This window comes from Mycobacterium hackensackense (assembly GCF_025822555.1).
Lineage (GTDB): Bacteria > Actinomycetota > Actinomycetes > Mycobacteriales > Mycobacteriaceae > Mycobacterium > Mycobacterium fluoranthenivorans.
In genome coordinates, this window is record NZ_JACKUC010000030.1 from 1,920,528 (window position 1) to 1,946,612 (window position 26,085).

Consider the following 26,085-nt stretch of genomic DNA (forward strand, 5'->3'; position numbering starts at 1 on the left):
CGGTAGGGCTCAGACCGGAACTCGGTCGCGTATCACCGACGTGACGCCGACCGCCATCAACGGTTGGGCATGCCTAGATCGGTACCCGAATGTGAATCATCTGCGGCACCAGTGGCGATTATCCGCAGACGATTCACATCCGCCGCGACTTCAGTGCCCGCAGGGTCGCGAGGTCCGCGCCCGGAGCCTGGGCCAGCACCTCGTCGACACCGAAGGCGCCGCAGTCGAGTCCGCGCAGCACCACGGCCGCCAGCGCCTCCGCGGTGGCCGGCTCGTCGACCACCGCGCCACCGCGCCGGTCCAGATAGGCCTGCAGGCGCGGGGCCGCGGCGACCAATGCGGTCCGGAAGAAGGTGAACGTCGCCAGCCAGCGCGTCACCAGATGGCCCGGGTGCATATCCCAGCCCTGGTAGAAACCGCGTTCCAGGGAGCGGGTCACCAGTCTGTGGTGTCGTCGGATCGCTTGTTCCACTTGGGTATCGGTGCCCACCGGATTCACCTGGGTGGACCCGTCGGCCACCCACACCCCGGTCTGGGCCGCCGCCGCCAGCATGACGGCCTTGGCATGATCGGCCACCGGATGCTCCAACGACTGGTTCTGCGGGGTGATACCGCACGCGGCGCTGTAGTCGTAGGTGCCGTAATGCAGGCCGGTGCAACGACCTTCGGCCAGGTGCAGGGCTCGGGCCAAGGTGGCGGTGCCGTCGGCGCCGAGTACCGCCTGCGGACTCTCGATCTGCAGTTCGAACCGTAATGACCTGGCGGGCAACCCGTGCGCATGCTCAAGCGCCTCGCACAGCCACATCGTCGCGGTGACCTGCTCGGCCGCCCGCAGTTTGGGCACGGTGAACACGAAGCCCTCCGGTAGCCCGCCGTCGAGCACCAGTTCCAGGGTGCGCACCGCACGGGGGCGATCCGCCAGGGTCAGCCCTTTGAAACGGATACCGCAGCTGCCCAAGCCGAGTGCGCGCAGGGTGTGGCCGGCGCGGACGGCATCGTCATCCTCGACGGTATCGCCGCGCCGGCCGTAGCCGTCCTCGAAATCCAGCCGCAGATCGGCGATGGGCGCGGTGGACAGCCGGTGCCGCACCAACTCCAGGACGGCGGGGTCGCCCAGCTCGAGCAATACCGAGGTGTGCCGATCCAGCAGCTCGAGCGCCGCCGCACCCCAGATCGCGGGGGTGTCCGCGGAGGCGTCGGCCGCGCTGATGTACACGGTGTGCGCCGGCTGCGTCTCGGGGCGGTCACCCGGATACTGCGCGGCCAGGTCCGCGTCGACATCGGCCAGTAGCGCGTCGATACGGGCCAGCGTGGGTTCCGGGATGGTGTTCACCGCAGCACCTCCAATCGGCGGATCGCCTCGTCGAGGGTGTCATCGCGTTTGCAGAACGCGAAGCGCACCAGATGATTCCACGTGTTGTCGGTATCCGCGCAGAACGCCGACATCGGGATGGCCGCCACGCCGGCCTTGTGCGGCAACTCGGCACAGAACTGCGTGCTGTCGTGATAGCCCAGGGGCCGCGGGTCCGCGCACAGGAAATAGGTGCCCTGGCTGTCATGCACCTCGAAACCGAGGTCGGTCAGCGCTGCGGACAGCCGATCCCGTTTGCTCTCCAGACTGTCCCGGAGCGTGCGGACCCACACGTCCTCGTGGTCCAGGGCGTACGCCACCGCCGGCTGGAACGGCGCGCCCCCGACATAGGTGAGGAATTGTTTGGCCGCTCGCACACCGGCGATGAGTTCCGGTGCACCGCAGGCCCATCCGATCTTCCAGCCGGTCACGTTGAACATCTTGGCCGCACTGGAGATGGTCACGGTGCGTTCGGCCATGCCCGGGAAGCGGGCCAGGGGCAGGTGTCTGCGGTAGTCGGAGTCGGTGTACACCAGCGCCTCATAGACCTCGTCGGTGATGACCAGCAGATCCGCGGCCACCGCGAGATCGGCGATCGCGCTCAGCTCGGCATCGCTGAGCACCATCCCGGTCGGGTTGTGCGGTGAGTTGATGATCATCGCTCGGGTCTGCGGCCCGACGGCGGCGCGCAGGGCGTCGATATCGAGGGCGAAACCGCGGCCGTCGGGCACCAGCGGCACGACCTTGCGCACACACCCGGCCATGGCGATGACGGGGGAGTAGGAATCGTAGAACGGTTCGAGCACCAGTACTTCCGAGCCGGGCTCCACCAGCCCGATCACGGCGGCGGCGATGGCCTCGGTGGCGCCGACCGTCACCAGCACCTCGGAGTCGGGGTCGTAGTCGACGTCGTAGTGCCTGGCGCGCTGGGCGGCGATGGCCTGGCGCAGCGCCGGGATACCCGCGCCGGGCGGGTACTGGTTGACGCCCTCGGCGATCGCGTCCTGGGCCACCTTGAGCATGCCGGCCGGGCCGTCCTCGTCGGGGAAGCCCTGACCGAGGTTCACCGCACCGATCCGGGCCGCCAGCGCGGACATCTCGGCGAAGATCGTCACCGCATACGGCTGGAGCCGCGAGACCGTCATGCCCTCCGAGCCTAGGCGACCGGACGGCGCGCCGAGTCGACCAGCGCCCGGAAGGCCCAGTGCCGTGTGCAACGCCGCACAGTACGGAATGAATCGACTGCCAGGTGCGCTTACCAGCACATGGCTTTCACCCTCGCGCCCGACGCCACACTGCTCAAGCCGATCCGCGTCGGCGACACCGACGCGCGGAACCGGATCTTCATGGCACCGCTGACCCGGTCCCGGGCGCAGGCCGACGGCACGCCGTCGGATCTGGCCGCGGAGTATTACTCACAGCGCGCGGGCGCGGGACTGATCATCACGGAGGCCACCGCCATCTCCGAGGTGGCCAACGGCGCCTATATGAACACCCCCGGCAACTACACCGACCGGCATCAGGAGAAGTGGGCCGAGATCGCCGGTGCCGTGCACGACGCGGGCGGCCGAATCTTCATGCAACTCTGGCACGTTGGCCGGATGGGTCATCCGGAGGTGAACGGCGGCATCGAGCCCGTCGCGCCGTCGGCGATCGCGGCGAACATGACCACCCACACCCCGTCGGGCAAGAAGGCGCTCGTGGTGCCGCGTGCGCTGCGTACCGACGAGATTCCCGGCATCATCGCCGATTTCCGGGCCGCCGCCCGGCGTGCCGTCGACGCCGGACTGGACGGTGTGGAGATCCATGGCGCCAACGGCTATCTGCTGCACCAATTCTCATCGGATGTGACCAACCAGCGCACCGACGCCTACGGGGGTTCGCCGGAGAATCGGGCCCGGCTGACCGCCGAGGTGGTCGAGGCCGTGGTGGCCGAGATCGGCGCAGGGCGGGTCGGCTTGCGTATCTCGCCCGGGAACTCCGCGGGGGATATGCGCGAGGAGAACACCGTCGCGGTGTACGAGGCGCTGCTCGACCGCATCGCCCCGCTGGGACTGGCTTATCTGCACGTGCTGATCGACCCAAGCGCCCGGGAGTTCGGCGTGCTGCGCGCGGTGTGGTCGGGCACCCTGGTGCTCAACACCGGGCGCGAGACGGGCACCGACTTCTGCCAGCTGGAGAGCTACGCCGAATGGGGCGCCGTCAGCGCGGTCGCCGTGGGCCGGACGTTCCTGGCCAACCCCGATCTGATCGACCGTCTTTTACTGGGCGCGGAACTGAACGAGCCAGATGTGGCCACCTTCTACGCCCCGGGTGCCGAAGGCTATATCGACTACCCGACCCTGGCTGAGCTGGAGGAACCGCGCACGGCATGAGTGTGTAGTGGGTGTTCGGGGCGCTGAGCATACGCCCAACCAACAGGTTGGTTTGCGGTTTTGTTAGGCTTCGCGACCAGTGGACTCGAGTCCCGACCGACGATCCCGTCACCCACCCGAAAGGGAACTACACATGTCCGAAGAAGCCTTCATCTACGAGGCCATTCGCACGCCTCGCGGCAAGCAGCGCGGCGGTGCCCTCAACGAGGTCAAGCCCGTCAACCTGGTTGTGGGTCTGATCGACGAACTGCGTACCCGCTTCCCCGACCTCGACGAATCCGTCATCAGCGACGTCATCCTGGGTGTCGTGTCCCCGGTCGGTGACCAGGGTGGCGATATCGCGCGTACCGCGGTCCTGGCCGCCGGCATGCCCGATACCACCGGTGGTTTCCAGCTCAACCGGTTCTGCGCCTCCGGCCTGGAGGCCGTCAACCTGGCCGCCCAGAAGGTGCGCTCAGGCTGGGATGACCTGGTGCTCGCCGGCGGCGTCGAGTCGATGAGCCGTGTCCCGATGGGCTCCGACGGCGGCGCCTGGGCGCTGGACCCGGAGACCAACTACCGCGTGGGCTTCGTGCCGCAGGGCATCGGCGCCGACCTGATCGCCACCATCGAGGGCTTCTCCCGCGAGGATGTCGACGCGTACGCGGCCCGCTCGCAGGAGCTCGCGGCCGCGGCTTGGTCGGGTGGCTACTTCGCCAAGTCCGTGGTGCCGGTGAAGGATCAGAACGGGCTGGTCATCCTCGATCAGGACGAGCACATGCGTCCCGGTTCCACCGTGGAAAGCCTGGGCAAGCTCAAGACCGCGTTCGACGGTATCGGCGCGATGGGCGGCTTCGACGATGTGGCGCTGCAGAAGTACCACTACGTCGAGAAGATCAATCACGTGCACACCGGCGGCAACAGCTCGGGCATCGTCGACGGTGCCGCGCTGGTCATGGTGGGCTCCGAGGCTGCGGGTGCCGCGCAGGGGCTGACCCCGCGGGCTCGCATCGTGGCCACCGCCACCAGCGGTGCCGACCCGGTCATCATGCTGACCGGCCCGACCCCGGCCACCAAGAAGGTGCTCGACCGGGCCGGCCTGACCGTCGATGACATCGACCTGTTCGAGATCAACGAGGCGTTCGCGTCGGTCGTCCTGAAGTTCCAGAAGGACCTGAACATCCCGGACGAGAAGCTCAACGTCAACGGTGGCGCCATCGCCATGGGCCACCCGCTGGGCGCCACCGGCGCCATGATCACCGGAACCATGGTCGACGAGCTGGAGCGCCGCGGCGCCCGGCGTGCCCTGCTGACGTTGTGTGTCGGCGGCGGCATGGGCGTGGCCACCATCATCGAGCGCGTCTAGGGAGAACTGAACCAATGACTGAGAACACGATTCACTGGGACAAGGACGCCGACGGCATCGTCACCCTGACCCTGGACGACCCGACCGGGTCGGCCAATGTGATGAACGAGCACTACAAGGAGTCGATGCACCTGGCCGTGGAGCGACTCTTCGCCGAGCAGGAGGAGATCACCGGTGTGGTGATCGCCAGTGCCAAGAAGACCTTCTTCGCCGGCGGTGACCTCAAGGCCATGATCAACATCGGCCCCGACAACGCCGCTGACGCGTTCAACGAGGTCGAGACCATCAAGCGCGACCTGCGCACGCTGGAGACCTTCGGCAAGCCCGTCGTCGCCGCGATCAACGGTGCAGCCCTCGGTGGCGGCCTGGAGATCGCGCTGGCCACCCACCACCGCATCGCCGCCGACGTCAAGGGCGTGCAGATCGGTCTGCCCGAGGTCACCCTGGGCCTGCTTCCCGGCGGCGGCGGCGTGGCCCGCACCGTGCGGATGTTCGGTATCCAGAAGGCCTTCATGGAGATCCTGAGCCAGGGCACCCGGTTCACCGCGGGCAAGGCCAAGGAGGTCGGCCTGGTCGACGAGCTCGTCGGTTCGGTCGAGGAACTGATCCCGGCCGCCAAGGCCTGGATCAAGGCGAACCCGGATGCCCATGTGCAGCCGTGGGACGTCAAGGGCTACAAGATCCCCGGTGGCACCCCGGCGACCCCGGCGCTCGCGGCCATCCTGCCGTCGTTCCCGGCACTGCTGCGCAAGCAGCTCAAGGGCGCCCCCATGCCCGCACCGCGGGCGATCCTGGACGCGGCCGTCGAGGGTGCGCAGGTCGACTTCGACACCGCGGCGCGGATCGAGAGCCGGTACTTCACCCAGCTGGTCACCGGTCAGGTCGCCAAGAACATGATCCAGGCGTTCTTCCTGGACCTGCAGGCCATCAACGGCGGCGCCTCGCGGCCCGAGGGCATCGCACCGGTGCCGATCACCAAGATCGGTGTGCTGGGTGCCGGCATGATGGGCGCCGGTATCGCCTACGTGTCGGCCAAGGCCGGTTTCGACGTCGTGCTCAAGGACGTCACCATCGAGGCCGCCCAGAAGGGCAAGGCGTACTCGGAGGGTCTGGAAGCCAAGGCGCTCAAGCGCGGCAAGACCACCGAAGAGAAGTCTGCGGCACTGCTCGCCAAGATCACCCCGACCGCCGATCCGGCGGATCTGGCGGGCGTCGATTTCGTGATCGAGGCCGTGTTCGAGAACCAGGAACTCAAGCACAAGGTGTTCCAGGAGATCGAGGACATCGTCGAGCCCAACGCGCTGCTGGGCTCCAACACCTCCACGCTGCCGATCACCGGTCTGGCGACCGGCGTGAAGCGCCAGGAGGACTTCGTCGGCATCCACTTCTTCTCGCCGGTCGACAAGATGCCGCTGGTGGAGATCATCCGCGGGGAGAAGACCTCCGACGAGGCGCTGGCCCGGGTGTTCGACTACACGCTGGCCATCAAGAAGACCCCGATCGTCGTCAACGACAGCCGCGGCTTCTTCACCTCGCGCGTGATCGGCACCTTCGTCAACGAGGCGCTGGCCATGCTGGGCGAGGGTGTCGAGCCCGCGTCGATCGAGCAGGCCGGATCGCAGGCCGGTTACCCGGCGGCGCCGCTGCAGCTCTCCGATGAGCTGAACCTGGAGCTCATGCACAAGATCGCGGTCGCCTCCCGCAAGGGCATCGAAGACGCCGGTGGCACCTACGAGCCGCACCCGGCCGAGGCGGTCGTGGAGAAGATGATCGAGATCGGCCGTCCCTCGCGGCTGGCCGGTGCCGGCTTCTACGAATACGCCGACGGCAAGCGCACCCAGCTGTGGCCGGGGCTGCGTGAGACGTTCACCGCCGCGGTTGATGGGCAGGGGTCGGCGCAGATCCCGCTGCAGGACGCCATCGACCGCATGCTGTTCGCCGAGGCGCTGGAAACCCAGAAGTGCATCGACGAGGGCGTGCTGACCTCGACCGCGGACGCGAACATCGGCTCCATCATGGGTATCGGCTTCCCGCCGTACACCGGTGGCTCGGCCCAGTTCATCGTCGGGTACGAGGGACCGCTCGGCGTCGGCAAGGAAGCCTTCGTGGCCCGCGCCAAGGAACTGGCCGCCAAGTACGGCGACCGGTTCCTGCCCCCGGCGTCGCTGGAGAGCTAGTCATCTCACGCGAATCCCCCGGAACCACTGCGGTTCCGGGGGATTTGTGTGTTCAGGCGGGCAGCGGCATGGTGTCGTAGAGCCGCACACCCCTGCGGTTGAGCCGGGCCACGGACTGTGTCACCCCCAGCGGCAGCACGGTGATCAACTCCGCCAGACCGATCAACGCGCGCACCCCCAGCCGGGATCCCGGCACCACGGTCTTGGCGTTGACCCGGGCCAGCTTGCGGGCGCCCACCACGGGTGCGGCCATATTGCGTTCATAAGCGGCGAATGCCGCCACATGATCACCACCGGCTTTCGCCAGCGCGTCGGCCAGCATGTAGGCGCCGTACACCGCCAGGCTGGTGCTGCCGCCGACCGCCGGCCCGGGGCAATACCCGGCGTCGCCGACCAGGGTCACCCGACCGCGCGACCACGTCGGCATCTCCAGTTGGGTGATGGCGTCGAAGTAGAAGGTCGGCGTGTGCTCGACCTCGGTCAGCCACCTGTCCACCTCCGCCGACGTGCCCGCGAAGGCTTGCCGCAGTTGGCTTTTCTGCGCCGGTACGTCCCGGTGGTCGTAGTGGAACGCCGGCGTGTGCAGCGTGCGGAAGATGAACACCGCCCGCGCGTCGTCGAGATGGTCGGCGGTGTAGAGCAGTGCGACCCGACCGGGCGCGTAGTAGCCGGCCATCACCCCGTCGGCGGCAAGGGATTTCGGCACCGAGACGACGGCCAGGTAGCCGCCGAGGAAATGTTCGGTCACCTTCCCGAACACCAGTTGCCTTACCCCCGAATGCAATCCGTCGGCACCGACGATCAGGTCGAAGTGCCGTGCCGGGCCGTGCTGGAACTCGACGTCGCCGTCGTCGGTGATGGCCGTGATCTGATCGCCGAAGAGATATTCGACGTCATCGCGCCCGGCGGTGTAGAAGATCTCGCTGAGGTCGTCCCGCATGATCTCCACGTGCCGGTCGGACATGGCGCCGACCAATTTGACGTAGTCGACCGATGCCGGCCGCGGTGTCCACGGCTGGTACAGGTTCAGTCGGGTGGTCCCGGTGGCATGCGCCATGACCTCGGGCAGCACACCCATGCGTTCGGCGATCGCCATTGCGGGCCGGAACAGGTCGATGGCGTGGCCACCGGTCTTACGCAGTGCGGGCGCGCGTTCCACCACGGTGACGTCGATGCCTTGCCGGGCCAGCCAATAGGCGAGCACCGGGCCCGCGATACTGGCACCGGAGATGAGAGCCTTCATGTCGGCCTCCTTACTTAACGATCGGTAAGTGTACGCCGAGCAGCTTACCGCCCGTTAAGTCAGCTAGGGTGGCTACGTGACAAAGCCCCCGTCGGAGACCCGTCAGCGCATCCAGGAGGCGGCGCGCGAGCTGTTCGGCCAGAAGGGGGTGCAGCGCACCAGCCTGCAGGACATCGCCGACCGGCTGGGTATCACCAAACCGGCGCTGTACTACCACTTCCGGTCACGGGAAGACCTGGTCCGCAGCATCCTGACGCCGCTCATCGAGGAGGGTGAGGCGTTCGTGGCCGGGCACGAACGGCTGCGCGGATCGGCGCGGACCGGGCCCCGCGAACTACTGGAGGGCTACTTCGACTTCCACTACCGGCACCGCGCCGACCTGTTCCTGATCGTCGCCGAGCTGACCACGCTGGCCGACCTGGGGCTGATCGACGTGATGCTGGCGTGGCGGGAGCGGCTGGGCAAGCTGGTGTTCGGCAGCCGGCCCACGCTGGCGCAGTCGGCTCGAGCGGTCATCGCCTTCGGCGGCGTGCAGGATTGTTGCCTGCAGTTCCCCGACACCCCGTACGAACCGCTGCGCCGCGCGAGCATCGACGGCGCGATGGCCGCCCTCGGTCTCTAACTCGCGACGTCGAAACCGGCGTGCACCTTCGTCGGCCGTACCCGCACCACCAATTCGCCGGGGACGCCGTTGCGCTCACCGAACTCCCGCGCCCGGTCAGCGCCCATGTACCGGCCGCCGAGGCGGGTCGCCGTGTTGAGCAGTTCGGCGGGGTCCTCGCTGAGGGTGGCCACTCCTTGAACCTGGACGAAGGAGTACGGAGGCTGCGAATCGTCAATGCACAGCACGACTCTCGGATCGCGAAGCAACGCCTTTCCCTTGGCGGTGTCCTTGCCGGTGTTGAAGACCAACTCGTCGCCGTCGACAAAGAACCACACGGGTGCCGCCAGCGGCCGGCCGTCGGAGGCCACCCATCCGAATACGGCGGTGCGGGTGCCCTCCGAAAGGAATGCGACGACCTTGTCGGAAAGCGCGGTCACAGTGCACCCAGGTCCGAAGAGATCCAGTGCTGGGGCTTGAGGAACACCGCGACACTCTCCCCGTGCTCGCGGCGGGCGAACTCCAGGTACGGATCCACCTTCTCCGGTGCCAGATAGCGCTTGGTCATCTCGACCAGCTGATCGTCGGTACCCGGTTCGATGCGGTCGACCGCACCGTCCACCGCGACGTACCGCACGGATGGTTCGAGGCGTTCGACCATGAGCGAGAGGTGACCGGCGGACTCGATCAGCGTGTGCTTGCGGGAGCCTTTCCCGGTGAGCAGCCAGGGCTGTCCGCCGGGGGAGTACTGGTACCAGATCGGCAAGGTGAGGGGTCCGCGGTTGTCACCCGCATAGACCGACAGTGCGGCGATATGCGGCTCGGCGAGAAACTGTTCGCGTTCTTCCTTGGAAAGGGCCATGCCACCAGCCTAGCCACTGCTCTGAACTTATTGGTGGGCAGTCGTTTTCAGGCGGCGATGGTCTGATCCTGCGGTGCCCGATTGGCCGCCGGGTTGGCCGCCAGCGCGCCGAGCACTGTGTCCCAGGTCGGCTTCGCGAACACGATGCCCAGGTGTCCGGCGTTGAAGTTGGGGTAGCGGTCTTGCAGGATGATGTTGGTGACGTTCGGCCCGTCCAGCGCCTGATTGGTGTAGGGCGTGACGATCCAGTCGTCCTTCGTGGTGATGGTCGTGTACAGGACGCCGGGGCGGGTGTCGCCGTTGCCGTAGATCTCGTCGATCAGGGGCGACCCGATGGCCTGCTGCAGCCAGGCCGGGCCCAGCAGGTTCACCAGGTTGAAGATCGGTTTTCCGATCACCGGGATGTTCTGGATGTAGGCGAGCCCGCTCAGATCGGCGCCGTGATTGCCCGGCGCGATCCCGATGAACTGCGACACCTTGGCCGCCCCGTCGAGATTGTTCAGGTAGTACTCCGGCGTCATTCCGCCGCCCTGGGAGTGGCCGATCAGGATGACCTTCGGCGCGCCGGTCTCGGCGAGCACCCGGTCGACCTCGTCGGCGAGTTCCTGCGCGGATTCGCGGATATCGCCAGTGCCGCGCACCGGCCAGTTCGGATTGTTCGTGACGTTGCCGTAGTTGAAGGTGAACACCTTGTAGCCGGCGTTGGCCAGCACCGGTGCACCGACGCTCCAGTTGAAGGGCGCGTTGGCGGCGGTCCCGGCGACCAGGATGATCGGCAGCGGATGCTGCGCGGTGAGCTTGATCGACGGATCGTTGGCGCCGGCCGGCGGTTTGTCCGCATTGAAGTAGTTCAGCAGGTCACCCACCCCGTAGGTGACCTTGAACGGCCCCTTGACGGTGGAATCGGCGTTCAGCGGTGTCCCGGTGAGCAGCTTGCCCGCGGTGGCCGCCGTTCCGGCGATGGCACTGGCCACGTGGTAGGGCACCCCGAAGAACGGTTTCGGGCCGATGGTGGCGGCCGCCGCGGCGGCGAGGTTGTTCACCACGGTGACGGCGAGCAGGCCGATGTCGTTGGCCAGTCCCGTCATCTGCCGGACGAACTGGACCGCGTGCGCGATCGGGTTGGGCGCCTTGGCGGTGGTCGACGGCAGGACCGCGGGGGAGGCCAGCTTCAGGGCCGCTGCGGCAGCGGCGCCGTTGGCCTGCGTGGCCGTGGCGGTGGTGCCCGACTTCTTCGCGGTGGTGGTGAGCGGCTTGGTATCCGGTTCCGGCGCGGCCTTGGTTTTCGGCTTGATCCCGGCCTTCGTGTCGGAATCAGGACCGCGTTTGGCGTCCGGCTTGGTATCCGGTGTGGTCTCGGTGGCCTGTTTGGCGGTGCCGTGCTTACGCGCGCCGCGCGGCTTGCCGACGCGGGTGGGGGTGTCGGTCTTCTCCTCCGACGCGGTCGGCTTGTCTGCAGACGTGGCGCTCTTGTCACCCGATTGGGAGGTGCCCGGCGTCGAATCGTGCGAGGTGGCGTCATCGGCATACGCCACGCCGCCGGCCAGCCAGAGCGCGGCGAACAACCAGGCGATCACCAAGAGCGCGGCCGGAAAACGGCAGGTGCGCATGCGGACACGACTCATCGACACTGTGGCCTCCCCGACCCCCCTGGGCAATACCCTTGGGTATGGGTATAGCCGATGGTCCGGTGTACGCGAGCGACTTTCGGCCATCTCGTGGCCGATGATGTCAATTTTTCGGCCGTCGGGTCAGGCCGCGAGCGCCGTTGTGGGTGCGACGTTCGCCGCCGGGTTCGCCGCCAGTGCACCCAACACGGCGGTCCACGTCGGGGCGGAGAACACGATGCCCAGGTGCCCGGCGTTGTAGTTGGGGTACAGATCCTGAAGCACGATGTTGGTGACGTTCGGGCCGGCGGCCAGCGCCTGCTGCGTATACGGCGTCACCACCCAGTCGAACTTCGACGCGATCGTCGTGTACAGCACGCCCGGCCGGGTGTCACCGGCGCCGTAGGTCTCCTGCTGCAGCGGCGAACCGACGGCCTGCTGGGTCCAGGCGGCGCCGAACAGATCGACGATGCGGTAGATCAGCGGCGCGAGTGCCGGGCCCAGGATGGGGATGTTCTTCAGATCGACCAGCCCGTCCACGTTGGTGCCGTGATTGCTCGGCGCGATTCCGATGAACTGCGAGACCTTCTCGTCCCCGTGCAGATTGTTGATGTAATACGACGGCATGATGCCGCCGCCCTGTGAGTGACCGATCAGGATGACCTTGTCCGCACCGGTCTCGTTGAGTACCCGGTCCACCTCGTCGGAGAGTTCCTGCGCGGACTTGCGGATATCGGCGGTGGCCTGCACCGGGAAGTACGGATTCGTCGTGGTGTTGCCGTAGTTGAAGGTGTAGACCGTGTAGCCGGCGTTGGCCAGCACCGGGGCGCCCACGCTCCAGTTCACACCCTGGGTGGCGCTGGTGCCGTTGAGCAGGATGATCGGCAGCGGGTGGTCGGCCGACATTCCGGTGAACGGAAGATTGGCTCCCGCAGGCGATTTCACCGGATTGAGCCAGGACAGCAGATCGGGCACACCGTAGTTCACCGTGTACGGTCCCTCGCTGACGGCATCCAAAGGCGTGCCGTCCAGCAGTTTGGCCGCGATCGCGGTGGTGCCGGCGACGGTCTTGGCGATGTTGTACGGCAGGCCGAAGAACGGTTTGGGGCCGATGGTGGTGGCCGCCGCCGCGGCCAGATTGTTCACCAGCGACACCGCGATCAAGGCCAGGTCATTGGCCAGCCCGGTCATCTGGCGGGCGAACTGGGTGATCTGCTTGATCGGGTTGGGCACCGATGCCGTGGCCGACGGGGTGACCGCCGCGGTGGCGACCTTCGCGGCCGTGGGTGCCGCCGCAAGAGTGGCGGCCGCCGCACTGACCGTGACGGTCTTGGCCTTCGTCGTCCTCGGCGCCGCGTCGGCATCGGCCGGCGTCGTCGCGGCCGGTTTGGCATCGGCCTTGGTGTCGGACTTGGAACTTGACGTGGTGTCCGTCGCGGCCGGCGATGCGGTCTTGGGTTTGGCCGCCGGGCGGGAGGTGCCGTGCTTGTGGGTGCCGCGGGTCCTGGGCGGATCGGTGGCGGTGGATTTCTCGGTGCCGGATTTCTGGGTGTCGGCCTTCTGGGTGTTCGATTCCCCGGTGGCGGCGCCCTCCCCGGCGGCCGGGGAATCGGCCGTCGGCTTGTCGTGGGTGGCCGGCTCCGACGTGGACGCACCACCCTCCGATGCGCTGCTCTGTGTGGAGTCCTTCGTCGATGTCCCGTCGGCGTGGGCGACGCCGCCCGCCATCCACATGGTCGCCAACGCCCACAACACCGCACACAACATCGCGACCGACCGCCGCACCCGTGTGCCGCCATGGTTCATCGACATCAGACCCCCCAACCCGATAGGTGATACCAGCGGTCCTGTGTATACCGAACGTGTCGGTGTCGGCGTGGGGTTTTCGCGGGACCGCTACCGTGGCCATGTGACCGAAAGCTTTACCGAAACCCTTGCGGCAAGGGTGACCGGCTACGCTGACCGGCCCTGTATCGAATTCGACGGGCACTGGTACACCGGCACCGAAGTCACCGCCATGGCCGCCGCGGTCGAGGCCGCGCTGGGCTCCGCCGGCGTGCCGGCCGGCGCACCGATCGGGCTGGTGGTGCGCAACCGCTGGCCGCATGCCGCCGCGATCATCGGTCTGCTGGCTGCGCACCGCTGGGTGTCGATGATCTATTCATTCCAATCCCCAACCGCCATCGCCGCCGATATCGAGAAACTCCGGTTGCCCGCGGTGCTTGCCGACGACGAGGACTGGACCGAGCCGGTGGTGGCCGCCGCGGCGGCGGCGGGCAGTGCCGGCGTGCGGATCTCGGTGAGCGGCGCGCACCTCGTGGATGGCTTGGCGCGCAGTCACGTCGACACCGCTGCGGGCCGCTGCGGTGTGCACGTCCTCACCAGCGGCACCACCGGGCCACCCAAACGGCAGGCCATTGCGGCCCGTGTGCTGGAACGCGCGGTGTACAGCGTGACCGGCGGGCAGGCCAGAGCCGACGATCCGCCTGAGCTGGTGTACTGGCCACTGGGTGGGATCGGCGGGGTGTGCCAATTGATCACCGGTGCCTATATCGGCAAGCGCATGGTGCTGCTGGAGAAGTTCAGCGTCCAGGAGTGGGTGCGGGTGGTGAAAACCTATCGGCTGCAACGGGCCGGGGTGCAACCCACCGTGGTGCGGATGCTGCTGGACGCCGACCTCGACCCCGTCGATCTGGCCTCGTTGCGGTTCATCGTCAGTGCTTCCGGTCCGCTGGATCCGGAGGTGCGCGACGCGTTCGAGCGGCGCTACCGGATTCCGGTGCTGTTGGCCTACGGTGCAACGGAGTTCGCTGGATCGGTGTGCGCGTGGACGCCCGAGCTGTATCGCGAGTTCGGTGCCGCCAAACGGTTAAGCTCAGGAAAAGCGTTGCCCGACACCGAAGTACGGATCATCGACGCGGATACCGGAGAACAACTGGAGGCGGGGCGGCAGGGCCTGCTGGAAGCGCGGATCGCGTCGATCAACCCGGACTGGATCCGCACCACCGATATCGCGTCCATCGACTCCGACGGTTTCATCACCCTGCACGGCCGCGCCGACGGTGCGATCAACCGCGGGGGATTCAAGATCCTGCCCGAGACGGTGCGCCGGGTGCTGCTCGACCATCCCGGTGTGCGCGACGCCTGCGTGGTCGGGGTGCCCGACGCCCGGCTGGGCCAGGTGCCGTTCGCCGCCGTGGAACTCATCCCGGATGCTCCCGCACCGGATCCGGCGGCGCTGCTGGACCTCGTGCGTGAGACGCTGCCGCACCACAGCGTCCCGGTGCGGGTGGTGGTCGTCGACGCGCTGCCCCGCAATCCGGCGCTCAAGGTCAGTCTGCGCGATGTCGCCGCCCTGTACCGACCGTGAAAAGACGACTGGCCGGAAACCCTGAGGTTTCCGGCCAGTCGAACGAGCGTGGGATCAGATGCAGGGCCGGAAGAAGACGAACTTCACCGGCAGGCAGGTCGAGAACAGCTTCGGCATCCCGATCTTCGGCAGCCCCACCTTGGGCAGGCCGACCTTGGGCAGCCCGATCTTCGGGGACGGCAGCGCCTGCGCGGCGTCGGCGATGGCGCCCATCGCGCTGACCGGGGCGGACGCGGCGGAGAAACCTGCGGCGCCCCCGCCGGCGATGCGGCTGAACAGCAAACCGGTGTAGGCGAGGTCGTTCACCCCGCCGATGAGGCTGGTCGGCACGTCGATCGCGGAGTTCACCACGCTGAACACGTCCTTGGTGGCCTTCACGCCGGACGGCACGACACCGGACTGCTGCGCCACGTGATAGGCGTTGTTCCACTGCTCGGGGCTGACCTCCGCGACCTGGCGCGGCTGGGCCTTACCGAATGCCGCCGAGAGTGCGCTGCGGCACTCACCGGTGCCGGAGTCGCGGACCTCGGTCTTCTTGCAGTTCGACGAGACACAGTTGCCGTTGAACTCGGACTGGTCGGCCCCGCACTCGGCGGAGCTCGGTGCAGCAGTGATCACGGAAACGACAGCCAGTGGTGCGAAGGCCGCCGCCACGGCCGCCGCGTAGCGGCGCGTCGAGTTGGTCATGGCCAGTCCTCACCCATTGATGTAGCGAACAATTTCCTTAGAGTGTAGACGAGATAACAAAGCGGTGGGCCTACAGTTTCTATGCATGCGCTTCGGACTCTTCATTCCGCAAGGTTGGCGACTCGATCTCGTCGACATCCCCACCGAACAACACTGGCCGCTGATGAGCGAATTGGCTGCTCATGCCGATGCGAGCTGCTGGGATTCGGTGTGGGTGTATGACCATTTCCACACTGTCCCGGTGCCCACCGACGAGGCCACCCATGAGGCGTGGTCGTTGATGGCCGCGCTGGCCGCGACCACCAGCAGGGTCAAGCTCGGCCAGATGTGCACCGCCATGAGCTACCGCAACCCCGCCTACCTGGCAAAAATTGCGTCCACCGTCGATGTGATCTCCGGCGGGCGCACCCAGATGGGTATCGGCGGCGGCTGGTACGAGCATGAGTGGCGGGCCTACGGCTACGGTTTCCCGTCCGCAGGCGAACGGTTGGGCCGCCTCGACGAGGGCGTGCAGATCATGCGGGACGCCTGGCGCGACGGTCGCGCCACCCTGGACGGCAAGTACTACCAGGTGAACGACGCCATCGTGGCGCCGAAGCCGCTGCAGGACGGCGGGCCGCCATTGTGGATCGCCGGCGGCGGCGAGAAGGTCACGTTGAAGATCGCGGCCAAGTACGCGCAGTACACCAACTTCAGCGCGGCCCCCGAGGAGTTCGCCCGCAAATCCCAGATCCTGGCGGACCACTGCCGCGATGTCGGCACCGACTACGGCGCCATCGTGCGCTCGGCCAATTTCAACGCCGTGGTCGGTCGGTCCGAAGCTGAGGTCAAGGACCGGCTGGCCCGGATCCGGGCCCGTCAGGTCAGCAAGGCCGATGCGACTGCCGTCGACGCGATGCTGGCCAATGTCGCCTCGCCCGACTCGGCCACCGGCACCCCCGAACAGGTCATCGAGCGGCTCACACGGCTACGCGACCTCGGGTGCGAGTACGCCATCCTCTACTTCCCCGAGGCCGCGTACGACCGGTCCGGTATCGAGTTGTTCGAGCGCGAGGTCATCCCGGCCCTCGGCTAACCGGGCACCGCGCTGACCTGATACTGCGCGATCCGCCAGTCGTCCCCATCGCGAGTGACTGCCACGCCGAGCATCAGGGCCAGCACGGTGCCGTCGGGGCGGGTGAAATCGGCGTGCCCGTAGCCGAGCAGAACCTGCTCGGCGGGCCGGCGGATCTCGTACATCCGGTAGTCCACCGTCAGTCCGTGCGGCTGTCCCTCGTAGTAGGCGAACACGCCGTCGCGTCCCACCGTGTAGGGGTGCAGCCCCTGGAACACGGCATCCTCGGTGAACACCGCAGCCACCCGCGCCGGGTCGTGCGTGTCGATCCCGGCCTTCCACTCGTCGAGGACGGTACGCACGATGTCCTCGCTAGTGCCCGGCACTTTGGCCTCCGTCGACGTGCAGGATCTCGCCGGTGACGAACTTCGCCTGCTCCAGGTACAGCACCGCGTCCACGACGTCGTCGATCTCACCCAGGTGACCCATCGGGTGCAGGGATGCCAGGAAGTCATGGGTCTCGGGTGCGTGCATCGGGGTGTCGATGATGCCCAGCGCCACCGCGTTGGACCGGATCCCGCGCCCGGCGTACTCGACGGCCAGCGCCTTGGTGGCCGCGTTCAGCCCGCCCTTGGTGAGTGACGCCATCGCCGAGGGCACCTGGGAGTTGGCGTGGTCGACCAGGCTGGTCGAGATGGTGACGATGTTGCCGCCCCCGTCCCGGGTGAGCATGGTGGCCAGTGCGGCACGGGTGACCTCGAAGAAGCCGCGCAGGTTCACGCCCGTGACGGCGTCGTAGTCGGCGTCGGTGTATTCGGTGAACGGCTTGGCGACGAAGATGCCGGCGTTGTTGACGACGGTGTCCACGCGGCCGAACCGCTCCATGGCGGCGTCGACGATCCGCTGGCCGACACCCGGTGCGCCGATGTCACCGGCGACGGTCAGCACCATCGGGTCGTCGCTTTCGGCGATGCTGCGGGAATTGGCGACGACCGCGTAGCCGAGCTTGCGGTAGCCGGCGACCAGTGCCTCTCCGATGCCCTGGGAGGCGCCGGTGATGATCGCGACGCGGGTGGTGGGAGTGTTCATGATCCTGCCTTTCTGAGCGGGTCTGTCACCGAGCTCAACGCGAGGATCGCGCCCATGATGCCGTCGCGGCAGGACGGTAATCCTCCCTGGTGCAAGTGTGTGCCTACTAGGCTTTCTCCGGTGGAGCTGCGCCAATTGCGGTACTTCGTCACCGTGGCCGAGGAGTTGAATTTCGGCCGCGCCGCCGAACGGCTGCGCATCGCGGGTCCGTCGTTGTCGCAGCAGATCAAGGTGCTCGAACGTGAGCTCAAGATTCAGTTGTTCGACCGGGATCGGCGTTCGGTCGCGCTCACCGCGGCAGGGGCCGCGCTGTTGCCCGGTGCGCGGGCACTGATCGAGCAGGCTGACGAATTACGCAGGAGTGCAGCGGGATTGGTGGTCTCCGACCCGGTGCGCATCGGCTACGTCAACTGGTGCCCGGTCGACTGGGCCGAACGGGCCGCGGGGGTGGCGCAGCTTCGGGTGGACACCTGGGTGATGCCGTCGCACACCCAGGCCGCCCGGGTGGCCGAAGGCAGCCTGGATCTGGCGATCTGCTGGGTGCAGGGCGCCGACCTCGATGCGCTGTCGCTGGAGGCCAGCCTGGTGGGCGTCGATCGGCTCTACGCCCTGTGTCCGGGCAGCGATGAATCGCCGGTATCGGCCAAGGACACCGTCGTGCTGGTCGATACGGACACCGCGAGCTGGTCGTCCTGGAACCGCTACGCCGAGCAGTTCGCCGCCGATACCGGGGCCCGGGTGATGCGCACCGATGACGGCGGAGTCACCGGGCCGACGTTCTTCGAGCACGTGCGCAACCTGGGCAGGCCCGTGCTGAACAATCCCAAAGGGCAGAACGACGCGCAGCCGCGCGATCTGGTGCGCCGGCCGGTGGTGGGACCCACCCCGGTGTGGACGTGGTCACTGGTGTGGCGCCGGGGTGAATCCAATCCGATCGTCCATGCCGTCATCGACGAATTCACACGTGATACAGGCGGTTTGGGAGTGCTCGACGCCGATGCGTGGCTTCCGGCCGATGACCCATACCGCAGCGGTCGCCAGCGCGGCCAGTGACACGATGAGTGCCGACGCGACCAGCGCGGGCCGGTAGCCGCCGTCGAGCAGCGGGGCCACCAGCAGCGGCCCCAGGATCTGGCCGACGGAGTAGCCGACGGTCAGCACGGCCACCGCGCCGCGGACACCGAGCAACCTGCCTTCGGCCATCGCCAGTGTGCTCACCCCGATGAAGGTGCCCCCGAACAGCAGGGCGCCGGTCAGGCTGGCGGAGACGCTGCCCCGACAGGCCAGCGCGATCCCGGCGGCCTGCAGCGCCAGTGCCACGGTGAGCATGGTCGGCTGCCCGTGCCGCTTGCCGAGCCGCGCCCACAGGGCGGCCGACGGGATGACAGCCAGACCCACCACCAGCCAGACACTGTTGCCCAGAGCGCCGGGGGAGTGTTGTGCCACCGCCGCCACCAGGAAGGTGCCGGCGATGATGTAGCCGATGCCCTCCAGGGTGTAGCCGGTGAACAGGAGCACGAAGCGAGTACTGCCCGCCCTGCCGGCGGGCAGGAGCGAAGCGACCGGGGAATCCGCGGAGCCCCGATGCGTCCGCGCCCGCGCGGTGGCGGCCGTCGCGGTCACTGGTTGCGGGTGCACCAGCACGCCGAGCGCACCGAGTACCGCGGCCAGCGCGGCCGCCGACCACCACGCCGTACGCCAGCCCGTGTGCGCGGGTAGTGCGAGCACCAGCACCGCCGACAATGCGATCCCCGCGCCCACCCCGCCGGCCTTCTCCGGGAGCCGTTCCAGCAGGGTGTTGACCGCGATGACGAACACCACCGCACTGGCGAAGCCGGCCAGGGTACGCAGGGTCAGCCATGCAAAAAGGTTGAGCGTCAACGGCATTGCCGCCATACTCGCGACGATCGCCACCAGTGCGGCCCGGCACGCCGGCCCGGAACGGGCCAGCCGCGGGGACAGCATCGTCGCGACGGCCCCACCCAGGTAGCCGAGGTAGTTGGCGGTCGCCAGATGCCCGCCGGAGTGTGCGGTCAGCCCGGTCTGGGCGGTCATCATCGGCAGGATCGGGGTGTAGACGAACCGGCCGACCCCCATGGCCGCCGCCAGGGCCGCGGCGGTGGGCAGTACCGACGTGTGCAGATGTCGTCGCATCGTTTCATCGTCGGCACGGTGCACACCCCCGGCCAGGATCGGTGCGCTCGCAGCTGGAAGGAGATTCCTCACAACGGTCAGGTACCGAACCCGGCGGTGCGGGCGTTGTGCGCGCTATGACTGAGAAAATCACGGCGCTGGTCACCGGCGCCAACCGCGGGCTCGGCAAACAGCTCGCCATCGAATTGGTCGCACGCGGTGCGAAGGTGTACGCCGCGGCGCGGCGGCCCGAGACCGTCGACCTGCCCGGCGTCATCCCGATCCAGCTGGATATCACCGACCCGGCATCGGTAGGCCGAGCCGCCCGGATAGCCGCCGATGTCACGGTGCTGGTGAACAACGCCGGGGTGTCCACCCGGGCCAATCTGCTCACCGGGCCGATCGAGGATGTGCGGCTGGAAATGGAGACCCACTACTTCGGCACACTCAACGTGATCCGGGCGTTCGCTCCGATCATCGAAGGCAACGGCGGTGGCGCCATCTTGAATGTGTTGTCGGTGCTGTCCTGGCTGCACCCGCACACCTCGGGTGCCTACGCCTCGGCGAAGGCGGCGGCCTGGGCGCTCACCGACGCGGTACGCGAAGAGCTGGCCCCGCGCGGGGTGAGCGTGTCGGCCCTGCACGTCGGCTATATGGACACCGATATGGTCACCTACATCCCGGCCGATCAGAAGACCGATCCCGCGGTGGTCGCCCGGCTGGCCGTGGACGGATTGCTCGACGGTGCGCCGGAGATCATCGCCGACGACATCTCGCGCAACGCCAAAGCGGCGCTGTCCGATGCGAGAGGCGGCGAAGGCGCGGCACCGTCATCTCGCGCCTGAGTTCGGTCCAACTGCGACTTCTCGGATTGCGGACGGCCCGGAAGTGGAAGCATCGGGTCCATGGAGAAGATCTCATTGACGGCCCTTGCCCGCCAAGAACTGGCCTCAGCCCGCGCCGCCGGCAGCGGTCGCAGTGCACACACGGTGTACGGCGGCCACGAGCACGCCCTGCGGCAGACCCTCATCGCGCTGACCGAGGGGCACGGTCTCGATGAGCACGAGAGCCCGGGGGAGGCCACCCTGCACGTGATCGAAGGCCGGGTCCGGCTCAGTAATGTCGAGGCGAGCTGGGAGGGATCGCCCGGCGATCACCTCGTCATCCCGCGGACCCGGCACCGCCTGGACGCGCTGGCGGACTCGGCGGTGCTGCTGACCGTCGTCAAGCCCGTCGGGCCGCACGTCTGAGAATCAGAACGGACTCGAGTTGGACTGCCACTTCGCCGATTCGGGGCGGGGGCCGAAGCGGCGGGCGTAGTCCTCGTGCAGGCGGGCGTTGCGCTCGCGGTTGGCCGAGTCGACCAGGTTGGGGTCGAGGCCGTGCTGAGCGAGGCGGTGTCTGCGCCAGATCTTGTTGAGTACGAACGCCATCACCACGGCCCAGAAATAGATGGGCACCGTCATCTCGAGGTGCACGTACAGCGAGGCCGGCAGCAGCCACAGGGGGGCCAGGATGAACAGCGGCGGAATCGAGTACCGGATCATGTGCCGCCGGATCGCGCCCGGGCCGGCCAGGTCGTTGGCCACCCATTCCCGCATCGAGTCGGGCAGGCGCCGTCCATAGGCGTACGCGAGGTACTGCAACGTGGTGGGCTGGGACGCAGTCATCGTGGCTCCTACGGTCGGTGCCGGGTGGTACTTAGATAGTACACTAATGATTAGTGGGCTAATCAAGTAGTACACTGTGGCCATGCCCACCATGACCGAAGATGTCGATCCCCTCGCCCTGGAGCGTCAGGTGTGCTTCGCGCTGGCGGTGACCAACCGTGCCGTGCTCGCGGTCTACCGTCCACTGCTGGAACCGCTCGGCCTCACCCATCCTCAGTACCTGGTGATGCTGGCGCTCTGGGACAACGCCAACGCCGAGGGAATTCCCTTGTCGGTCAAGCAGATCGCCGCGCTTCTGCAACTGGAACCGGCCACCATCTCGCCCATGCTCAAACGGCTCGAGGCGCTGGGACTGATCAGCCGCACCCGCAGCAGTGCCGATGAGCGCACCACCCACGTCGAGCTCACGGCGGACGGCCGTGCATTACGGCGCCGGGCGCTGGACATCCCGCCCGCCGTGGTCGCCCGCCTCGGCGTCGATCTCGCCGAACTGGAGCACCTGCACAAGGTGCTCACTCGGATCAACGCGGCAGCGCTGGCCGCGGGCGCACTGGACGCCTAGATCGCCGGTCCCAACATGTCGTCGGCGTCCTTGATGATGTAGCCGTAGCCCTGCTCGGCCAGGAAGCGCTGCCGGTGCGCGGCGTACTCGGCATCCAGGCTGTCGCGGGAGACCACCGAGTAGAACACCGCCCCACCGCCGTCGGCCTTGGGCCGCAGCAACCGGCCCAGTCGCTGCGCCTCCTCCTGCCGGGACCCGAAGGTGCCCGAAACCTGAACGGCCACAGATGCTTCCGGTAGGTCGATGGAGAAGTTCGCCACCTTGCTGACCACCAGTGTCCGTATCTCACCCCGGCGGAACTGGTCGAACAGTGCCTCGCGCTCGGCGTTCTTGGTCGAACCCTGGATCACCGGGGCGTTCAGTTCCGCACCGAGCTCGTCGAGCTGGTCCAGGTAGGCGCCGATGACCAGGGTGGGTTCCTTCGGGTGCCGTTCCAGGATCGACTTCACCACGGCGATCTTGGTGTGTGCCGTGGAACAGAGTTTGTACCGCTCCTCGGGTTCGGCCGTCGCGTAGAGCATCCGCTCGTTGTCGGTCATGGTGACCCGCACCTCGATGCATTCGGCGGGTGCGATCCAGCCCTGGGCCTCGATGTCCTTCCACGGTGCGTCATAGCGTTTCGGGCCGATCAGGCTGAACACATCGCCCTCGCGGCCGTCCTCGCGAATCAGCGTGGCGGTCAGTCCCAGTCGGCGGCGCGACTGCAGGTCCGCGGTCATCCGGAAGACCGGCGCGGGCAGCAGGTGCACCTCGTCGTAGATGATCAGACCCCAGTCACGGCTGTCGAACAGCTCGAGGTGCTTGTACTCGCCCTTGGTGCGGCGGGTGATCACCTGATACGTCGCGATGGTGACCGGCCGGATCTCCTTGCGTTCGCCCGAGTACTCGCCGATCTCGTTCTCGGTCAAGGAGGTTCGTGCGATCAGCTCGCGCTTCCACTGCCGCCCGGCCACGGTGTTGGTGACCAGGATCAACGTCGTCGCCCCGGCCTTGGCCATCGCCGCGGCGCCCACCAGCGTCTTACCGGCACCGCACGGCAGCACCACCACACCGGAGCCGCCGGCCCAGAACGAGTCCGCGGCCATCTCCTGGTAGTCGCGCAGCTCCCAGCCGTCCTGCTCCAGGGTGATGGGATGCGCCTCGCCGTCGACGTAACCGGCGAGATCCTCGGCCGGCCAACCGATCTTGAGCAGCATCTGCTTGACCCGGCCGCGTTCGCTGCCGTGCACGACGACGGTGTCGTCGTCGAGGCGTGCGCCCAGCATCGGGGCGATCTTCTTGTGCCGCAGTACCTCTTCGAGCACCGCGCGGTCGAAGCTGACCAGGGTCAGGCCGTGCGCCGGATGCTTGACCAACTGCAGCCGGCCATACCGGGCCATGGTGTCGACGATGTCCACCAACAGCGGTTGCGGTACCGCGTACCGGGAGAAGCTCACCAGCGCGTCGACCACCTGCTCGGCGTCATGTCCGGCCGCGCGCGCATTCCACAGCGCGAGCGGGGTGATGCGGTAGGTGTGGATGTGTTCAGGGGCACGTTCGAGCTCGGCGAACGGCGCGATGGCCGCCCGGGCGGCGCCGGCGAGCTCGTGGTCGACTTCGAGCAGCACCGTTTTGTCGGACTGCACGATCAAGGGGCCGTCAGTCATGAGCGGCCTTCATGCGCGGAGATCATCCCGTCCATTATCCAGGGTCTGCCGACACCACGGACGTCACGCGATGGATCGCGAACTCGCGGACCCGTCCGGCGGCCGGATCGAAGGCGGTCAGCTGGCCGCCGCGGATGTTGATCGGCTCGACCACCCGCTGGGTCGCCACCCCGGCCGGGTCGACATAACCCATCACCACCGGCTGCTGGTTGAGCGCGGCCTGCTGCAGCTGCGCGATCAACCCGGCGGGGTCCAGACGCTGCCCCGCGGCAGGCGCGGTGGACACCTTGCGCAGCACGGCGACGATCGCGGCGAGCGTCTGCGCCGCGGGTGCGCTCAGCGGTCGATACGTCCGGCGCCGCCCCTGCACGGGCACCCTGGCGCCGCGGACGCTGATATCGACGACGGCACCGGAGGAATCCTCGGCCGCCGGAACGAAGCCGGCGGTGCGCAGGACCGCCAGCACATCGCCGATCTGTGCCTGCGAGACCGCCACCGTCGGCGCCAGCACGCGCATTTCCAGTGACTCGGTGGCCGGGCTGGCCACCGCCTGGGCCAGCAGCGCGGGGTCCTCACACCGCACGAAGGATGCGGCCATCCCGACCCGAAGCTGCCCGTGCCGGCGGGCCACATCGTCGATCAGGTAGGTCAAACCTTGGGGCACAGGAGTTTTCGAATGCCGTTCGAAGAACGCGTGCAGCTCGCTGGCGGTACGCCCGGAGTCCAGGGCGTGCCGGATGGACGCCTCGCTGATCCGGTACACCATCGCCGCGCCCGCCGATTCGACGGTGGCCACCGCGCCCAGTTGCTCGGCCAGGTCCCGTTGCAGCGGGCCGGGCACCACCACCGTGAGATCGGCCTGCAGCAGGAAGTGGTCGAGCGGTGCGGGCAGCGCCTTGTCCATCGCGGCGACGACCTCGTCGTCGGTGCCGCCGGCGAGCAGCACCCGCGCCGGGGTGGCGATGGCACCGCGCCCCACCACGCCCACCGCATGCGCCTCGCGCAGCAGGTCGGTGACCGGCTCGAGCTGCAGCCGGGCACCCCAGCGCGGACGGTGCCAGATCATGGCGCCGGCCGCCGAGGCGGCGTCCACCCCGGCACCCGGCTTCAGCTCGGCCAGGGTGGCCAGGAGCAGCCGTCGATCCAGTGGTGCCGCGGTGGAGTACAACGCATCGGAGAGCGCACCGTAGGGTTTGCCGTCCGGACCGCGGGTGCCCACCAGCCCCGGCCTCGACGGTAGGTCCAGCCAGGTGGCGGCGATCAACTGCCAGCGGGTGGCGGTGGTGGCTTCCACGAAACGGTCGGCGGCCACCGTCGGGGCCCAGTACGGGGCGCTGCCGTCCGGCGGAAGTGGATCGGGTACTCCGGAGGCGATCAGGCCCGCCCCGGCCGCGATGTCGAGGATCAGCCCCAGTCGCTGTTCGTCGATACCCGTCAGCTTGGTCAGCCGTTTGACGTCGCGTACCCCGAGACCGCCGGCCCGCAGCTCGGAAATCGGTGTGGCCGAGAGTGTTTCGAGCACCAGGTCGATCTCGCGGAGCAGATCGATCGCCGCGCCGGCGGCCACCGAGTCGGCGTCGGCCTGCTTGGTCTTGTGCACGGTGGGATCCGGGCGGTGCAGCCCGACCGGACCTGGCAGTTCGCCGCGCAGCACCTGGGCGACCAGCCGGGGCAGGATCACCGTGTCGGTGTCGATGCGGTGCAGCAGCCCGGCGGCGAGGAGGCGTTGCACCGGCCGGTCGGCGGGCGTGCCGGGCGCCGCGTCGCGGGTGCGCCCCACCGGCGAGCCCTCCGACAACCGGACCAGCAGCTCGCGCTGGGGTTCGTCGACACCGGCCAGCAGTGCCGTGATCGTCGCCGGATCCAGATCGGGCTCGGCCTGGCTGGCCTGTCCGGGAAACCACGGCAGACCGGAGGCCACCTCGGGCGTCACGCGCAGGGCGTCCGTGCCCCACACCAGCGCGCGGTCCGTGAGGTCGGTCAGCGCGGCCTGCACCTCGTTGGCGTTGGCCCGGGAGCCGAGGAACTCCACGACCGCCTCGGGTCGGACCGGTCCGGCGTCGGCCTGCAGTGCGAGCATCGCGTCGAGCACCGCCAGATGCAGGAAATCCAGCGCGTCGGTGGCGGCTTTGACCGACTGGCGGGCCTGGGCGCGGGCCGCGAGCGCCGCGATCGTGCCCGGTGGCGGCTGGGTGAGGTCGGGTCGCAACTCCAGCAGACGAATCAGACGGTCGTCGGGAAGGTCGGCCAACCAGACACCCAGGGGCACGGTCGGCATCGATCCCCCGGTCCCTCCGTGTTGGCTCATCGCTG

The 26,085-nt window shown here is 68.1% G+C and carries 23 protein-coding genes and 1 pseudogene; 10 read left to right on the top strand and 14 right to left on the bottom strand.

The genetic code is table 11. The annotated features are described in order from the left end of the window. Nucleotides 1-133: 133 nt before the first annotated feature. Both H7J86_RS18795 and H7J86_RS18800 read right to left on the bottom strand, forming a co-directional pair. Nucleotides 134-1,333, bottom strand: coding sequence for a DUF6986 family protein (locus H7J86_RS18795; protein WP_267292567.1), 1,200 nt, complete (start codon nt 1,331-1,333; stop codon nt 134-136). Further along, on the bottom strand, nt 1,330-2,496 hold the full coding sequence (locus H7J86_RS18800) for a pyridoxal phosphate-dependent aminotransferase (RefSeq protein WP_187096990.1): 1,167 nt from the start codon (nt 2,494-2,496) through the stop codon (nt 1,330-1,332). Before H7J86_RS18800 ends, H7J86_RS18795 begins: the two co-directional genes overlap by 4 nt. Before the next feature lie 120 nt (nt 2,497-2,616). Here H7J86_RS18800 and H7J86_RS18805 point away from each other — a divergent pair, with 120 nt between their 5' ends. The 3 genes from H7J86_RS18805 to H7J86_RS18815 all read left to right on the top strand — a co-directional run bounded on the left by H7J86_RS18805 (nt 2,617) and on the right by H7J86_RS18815 (nt 7,248). Next, a complete protein-coding gene (locus H7J86_RS18805) occupies nt 2,617-3,726 on the top strand; it encodes an alkene reductase (RefSeq protein ID WP_267292568.1) in 1,110 nt (369 codons plus the stop codon). A gap of 133 nt (nt 3,727-3,859) precedes the next feature. Then, nucleotides 3,860-5,071: an acetyl-CoA C-acetyltransferase gene (locus tag H7J86_RS18810; RefSeq protein ID WP_090354576.1), complete on the top strand. Its 1,212-nt coding sequence runs from the start codon at nt 3,860-3,862 to the stop codon at nt 5,069-5,071. A 14-nt stretch (nt 5,072-5,085) separates the two neighbouring features. Then, a complete protein-coding gene (locus H7J86_RS18815; protein ID WP_090354577.1) occupies nt 5,086-7,248 on the top strand; it encodes a 3-hydroxyacyl-CoA dehydrogenase NAD-binding domain-containing protein in 2,163 nt (720 codons plus the stop codon). Nucleotides 7,249-7,300: 52 nt separating this feature from the next. On the opposite strand, the gene H7J86_RS18820 is transcribed toward H7J86_RS18815, so the two are convergent. Beyond that, nucleotides 7,301-8,491: an FAD-dependent monooxygenase gene (locus H7J86_RS18820; protein ID WP_267292569.1), complete on the bottom strand. Its 1,191-nt coding sequence runs from the start codon at nt 8,489-8,491 to the stop codon at nt 7,301-7,303. A gap of 76 nt (nt 8,492-8,567) precedes the next feature. Here H7J86_RS18820 and H7J86_RS18825 point away from each other — a divergent pair, with 76 nt between their 5' ends. Further along, the gene (locus H7J86_RS18825; RefSeq protein ID WP_090354581.1) at nt 8,568-9,113 is read left to right on the top strand and encodes a TetR/AcrR family transcriptional regulator; all 546 of its coding nucleotides are present in this window, start codon (nt 8,568-8,570) and stop codon (nt 9,111-9,113) included. Here H7J86_RS18825 and H7J86_RS18830 read toward each other — a convergent pair. From H7J86_RS18830 to H7J86_RS18845, 4 genes are all read right to left on the bottom strand, one after another. After that, nucleotides 9,110-9,532, bottom strand: coding sequence for a PPOX class F420-dependent oxidoreductase (locus H7J86_RS18830; RefSeq protein ID WP_267292570.1), 423 nt, complete (start codon nt 9,530-9,532; stop codon nt 9,110-9,112). The two genes, H7J86_RS18825 and H7J86_RS18830, sit on opposite strands and share 4 nt — an antisense overlap. Then, complete coding sequence (locus H7J86_RS18835) at nt 9,529-9,954, bottom strand: pyridoxamine 5'-phosphate oxidase family protein (RefSeq protein ID WP_267292571.1); 426 nt, start codon at nt 9,952-9,954, stop codon at nt 9,529-9,531. The genes H7J86_RS18830 and H7J86_RS18835 overlap by 4 nt, the downstream gene beginning before the upstream one ends. Before the next feature lie 47 nt (nt 9,955-10,001). After that, nucleotides 10,002-11,579: an alpha/beta fold hydrolase gene (locus H7J86_RS18840; protein ID WP_267292572.1), complete on the bottom strand. Its 1,578-nt coding sequence runs from the start codon at nt 11,577-11,579 to the stop codon at nt 10,002-10,004. A 126-nt stretch (nt 11,580-11,705) separates the two neighbouring features. Then, nucleotides 11,706-13,373 carry an alpha/beta fold hydrolase gene (locus tag H7J86_RS18845; protein ID WP_267292573.1) on the bottom strand — a complete coding sequence of 556 codons (1,668 nt, stop codon included), beginning with the start codon at nt 13,371-13,373 and terminating at the stop codon, nt 11,706-11,708. Between the two features lie 97 nt (nt 13,374-13,470). On the opposite strand from H7J86_RS18845, the gene H7J86_RS18850 reads away from it, so the two are divergent. Next, entirely contained in the window at nt 13,471-14,931 is a 1,461-nt protein-coding gene (locus H7J86_RS18850) for an ANL family adenylate-forming protein (protein WP_267292574.1), read from the top strand. Between the two features lie 54 nt (nt 14,932-14,985). Here the strand turns inward: H7J86_RS18850 and H7J86_RS18855 are convergent, their stop codons facing one another. Next, nucleotides 14,986-15,618 carry a hypothetical protein gene (locus H7J86_RS18855; protein ID WP_267292576.1) on the bottom strand — a complete coding sequence of 211 codons (633 nt, stop codon included), beginning with the start codon at nt 15,616-15,618 and terminating at the stop codon, nt 14,986-14,988. Nucleotides 15,619-15,703: 85 nt separating this feature from the next. Between H7J86_RS18855 and H7J86_RS18860 the strand changes: the two genes are divergently transcribed. Beyond that, a complete protein-coding gene (locus tag H7J86_RS18860; RefSeq protein WP_267292578.1) occupies nt 15,704-16,693 on the top strand; it encodes an LLM class F420-dependent oxidoreductase in 990 nt (329 codons plus the stop codon). Here H7J86_RS18860 and H7J86_RS18865 read toward each other — a convergent pair. Both H7J86_RS18865 and H7J86_RS18870 read right to left on the bottom strand, forming a co-directional pair. Next, a complete protein-coding gene (locus H7J86_RS18865; RefSeq protein WP_267292580.1) occupies nt 16,690-17,058 on the bottom strand; it encodes an SgcJ/EcaC family oxidoreductase in 369 nt (122 codons plus the stop codon). The two genes, H7J86_RS18860 and H7J86_RS18865, sit on opposite strands and share 4 nt — an antisense overlap. Continuing rightward, nucleotides 17,045-17,761 (bottom strand): SDR family NAD(P)-dependent oxidoreductase, encoded by a 717-nt coding sequence (locus H7J86_RS18870; RefSeq protein ID WP_090354592.1) that lies wholly within the window; start codon nt 17,759-17,761, stop codon nt 17,045-17,047. The genes H7J86_RS18865 and H7J86_RS18870 overlap by 14 nt, the downstream gene beginning before the upstream one ends. A gap of 120 nt (nt 17,762-17,881) precedes the next feature. Here H7J86_RS18870 and H7J86_RS18875 point away from each other — a divergent pair, with 120 nt between their 5' ends. Next, on the top strand, nt 17,882-18,814 hold the full coding sequence (locus H7J86_RS18875; protein WP_267292582.1) for a LysR family transcriptional regulator: 933 nt from the start codon (nt 17,882-17,884) through the stop codon (nt 18,812-18,814). Nucleotides 18,815-18,856: 42 nt separating this feature from the next. Here the strand turns inward: H7J86_RS18875 and H7J86_RS18880 are convergent. Beyond that, nucleotides 18,857-19,915: pseudogene (locus H7J86_RS18880) on the bottom strand (YbfB/YjiJ family MFS transporter); the annotation flags it as partial. A gap of 116 nt (nt 19,916-20,031) precedes the next feature. Here H7J86_RS18880 and H7J86_RS18885 point away from each other — a divergent pair. Together H7J86_RS18885 and H7J86_RS18890 are read left to right on the top strand one after the other, a co-directional pair. Further along, nucleotides 20,032-20,739 (top strand): SDR family oxidoreductase, encoded by a 708-nt coding sequence (locus tag H7J86_RS18885; RefSeq protein ID WP_090354595.1) that lies wholly within the window; start codon nt 20,032-20,034, stop codon nt 20,737-20,739. Between the two features lie 60 nt (nt 20,740-20,799). Continuing rightward, nucleotides 20,800-21,144, top strand: a complete 345-nt coding sequence (locus H7J86_RS18890) for a cupin domain-containing protein (protein ID WP_267292584.1) — start codon at nt 20,800-20,802, stop codon at nt 21,142-21,144. Nucleotides 21,145-21,147: 3 nt separating this feature from the next. On the opposite strand, the gene H7J86_RS18895 is transcribed toward H7J86_RS18890, so the two are convergent. Then, nucleotides 21,148-21,564, bottom strand: coding sequence for a DUF5313 domain-containing protein (locus H7J86_RS18895; RefSeq protein WP_090354598.1), 417 nt, complete (start codon nt 21,562-21,564; stop codon nt 21,148-21,150). An 82-nt stretch (nt 21,565-21,646) separates the two neighbouring features. Here H7J86_RS18895 and H7J86_RS18900 point away from each other — a divergent pair, with 82 nt between their 5' ends. After that, a complete protein-coding gene (locus tag H7J86_RS18900; RefSeq protein WP_090354599.1) occupies nt 21,647-22,126 on the top strand; it encodes a MarR family winged helix-turn-helix transcriptional regulator in 480 nt (159 codons plus the stop codon). Here the strand turns inward: H7J86_RS18900 and H7J86_RS18905 are convergent. Both H7J86_RS18905 and H7J86_RS18910 read right to left on the bottom strand, forming a co-directional pair. Further along, a complete protein-coding gene (locus H7J86_RS18905) occupies nt 22,123-23,772 on the bottom strand; it encodes a DNA repair helicase XPB (RefSeq protein WP_090354600.1) in 1,650 nt (549 codons plus the stop codon). The genes H7J86_RS18900 and H7J86_RS18905 overlap by 4 nt on opposite strands. Nucleotides 23,773-23,806: 34 nt before the next feature. Beyond that, nucleotides 23,807-26,080, bottom strand: a complete 2,274-nt coding sequence (locus H7J86_RS18910) for a helicase-associated domain-containing protein (RefSeq protein WP_267292586.1) — start codon at nt 26,078-26,080, stop codon at nt 23,807-23,809. Nucleotides 26,081-26,085: the final 5 nt, after the last annotated feature.

Coding starts and splice junctions, on each gene's coding strand:
- H7J86_RS18835 (WP_267292571.1), bottom strand. CDS start 9,954: ATGGCCCTTTCCAAGGAAGAACGCGAACAGTTTCTCGCCGAGCCGCAT.
- H7J86_RS18860 (WP_267292578.1), top strand. CDS start 15,704: ATGCGCTTCGGACTCTTCATTCCGCAAGGTTGGCGACTCGATCTCGTC.
- H7J86_RS18800 (WP_187096990.1), bottom strand. CDS start 2,496: ATGACGGTCTCGCGGCTCCAGCCGTATGCGGTGACGATCTTCGCCGAG.
- H7J86_RS18805 (WP_267292568.1), top strand. CDS start 2,617: ATGGCTTTCACCCTCGCGCCCGACGCCACACTGCTCAAGCCGATCCGC.
- H7J86_RS18855 (WP_267292576.1), bottom strand. CDS start 15,618: ATGACCAACTCGACGCGCCGCTACGCGGCGGCCGTGGCGGCGGCCTTC.
- H7J86_RS18895 (WP_090354598.1), bottom strand. CDS start 21,564: ATGACTGCGTCCCAGCCCACCACGTTGCAGTACCTCGCGTACGCCTAT.
- H7J86_RS18815 (WP_090354577.1), top strand. CDS start 5,086: ATGACTGAGAACACGATTCACTGGGACAAGGACGCCGACGGCATCGTC.
- H7J86_RS18820 (WP_267292569.1), bottom strand. CDS start 8,491: ATGAAGGCTCTCATCTCCGGTGCCAGTATCGCGGGCCCGGTGCTCGCC.
- H7J86_RS18885 (WP_090354595.1), top strand. CDS start 20,032: ATGACTGAGAAAATCACGGCGCTGGTCACCGGCGCCAACCGCGGGCTC.
- H7J86_RS18900 (WP_090354599.1), top strand. CDS start 21,647: ATGCCCACCATGACCGAAGATGTCGATCCCCTCGCCCTGGAGCGTCAG.
- H7J86_RS18905 (WP_090354600.1), bottom strand. CDS start 23,772: ATGACTGACGGCCCCTTGATCGTGCAGTCCGACAAAACGGTGCTGCTC.
- H7J86_RS18840 (WP_267292572.1), bottom strand. CDS start 11,579: ATGAGTCGTGTCCGCATGCGCACCTGCCGTTTTCCGGCCGCGCTCTTG.
- H7J86_RS18810 (WP_090354576.1), top strand. CDS start 3,860: ATGTCCGAAGAAGCCTTCATCTACGAGGCCATTCGCACGCCTCGCGGC.
- H7J86_RS18910 (WP_267292586.1), bottom strand. CDS start 26,080: ATGAGCCAACACGGAGGGACCGGGGGATCGATGCCGACCGTGCCCCTG.
- H7J86_RS18845 (WP_267292573.1), bottom strand. CDS start 13,373: ATGTCGATGAACCATGGCGGCACACGGGTGCGGCGGTCGGTCGCGATG.
- H7J86_RS18890 (WP_267292584.1), top strand. CDS start 20,800: ATGGAGAAGATCTCATTGACGGCCCTTGCCCGCCAAGAACTGGCCTCA.
- H7J86_RS18870 (WP_090354592.1), bottom strand. CDS start 17,761: ATGAACACTCCCACCACCCGCGTCGCGATCATCACCGGCGCCTCCCAG.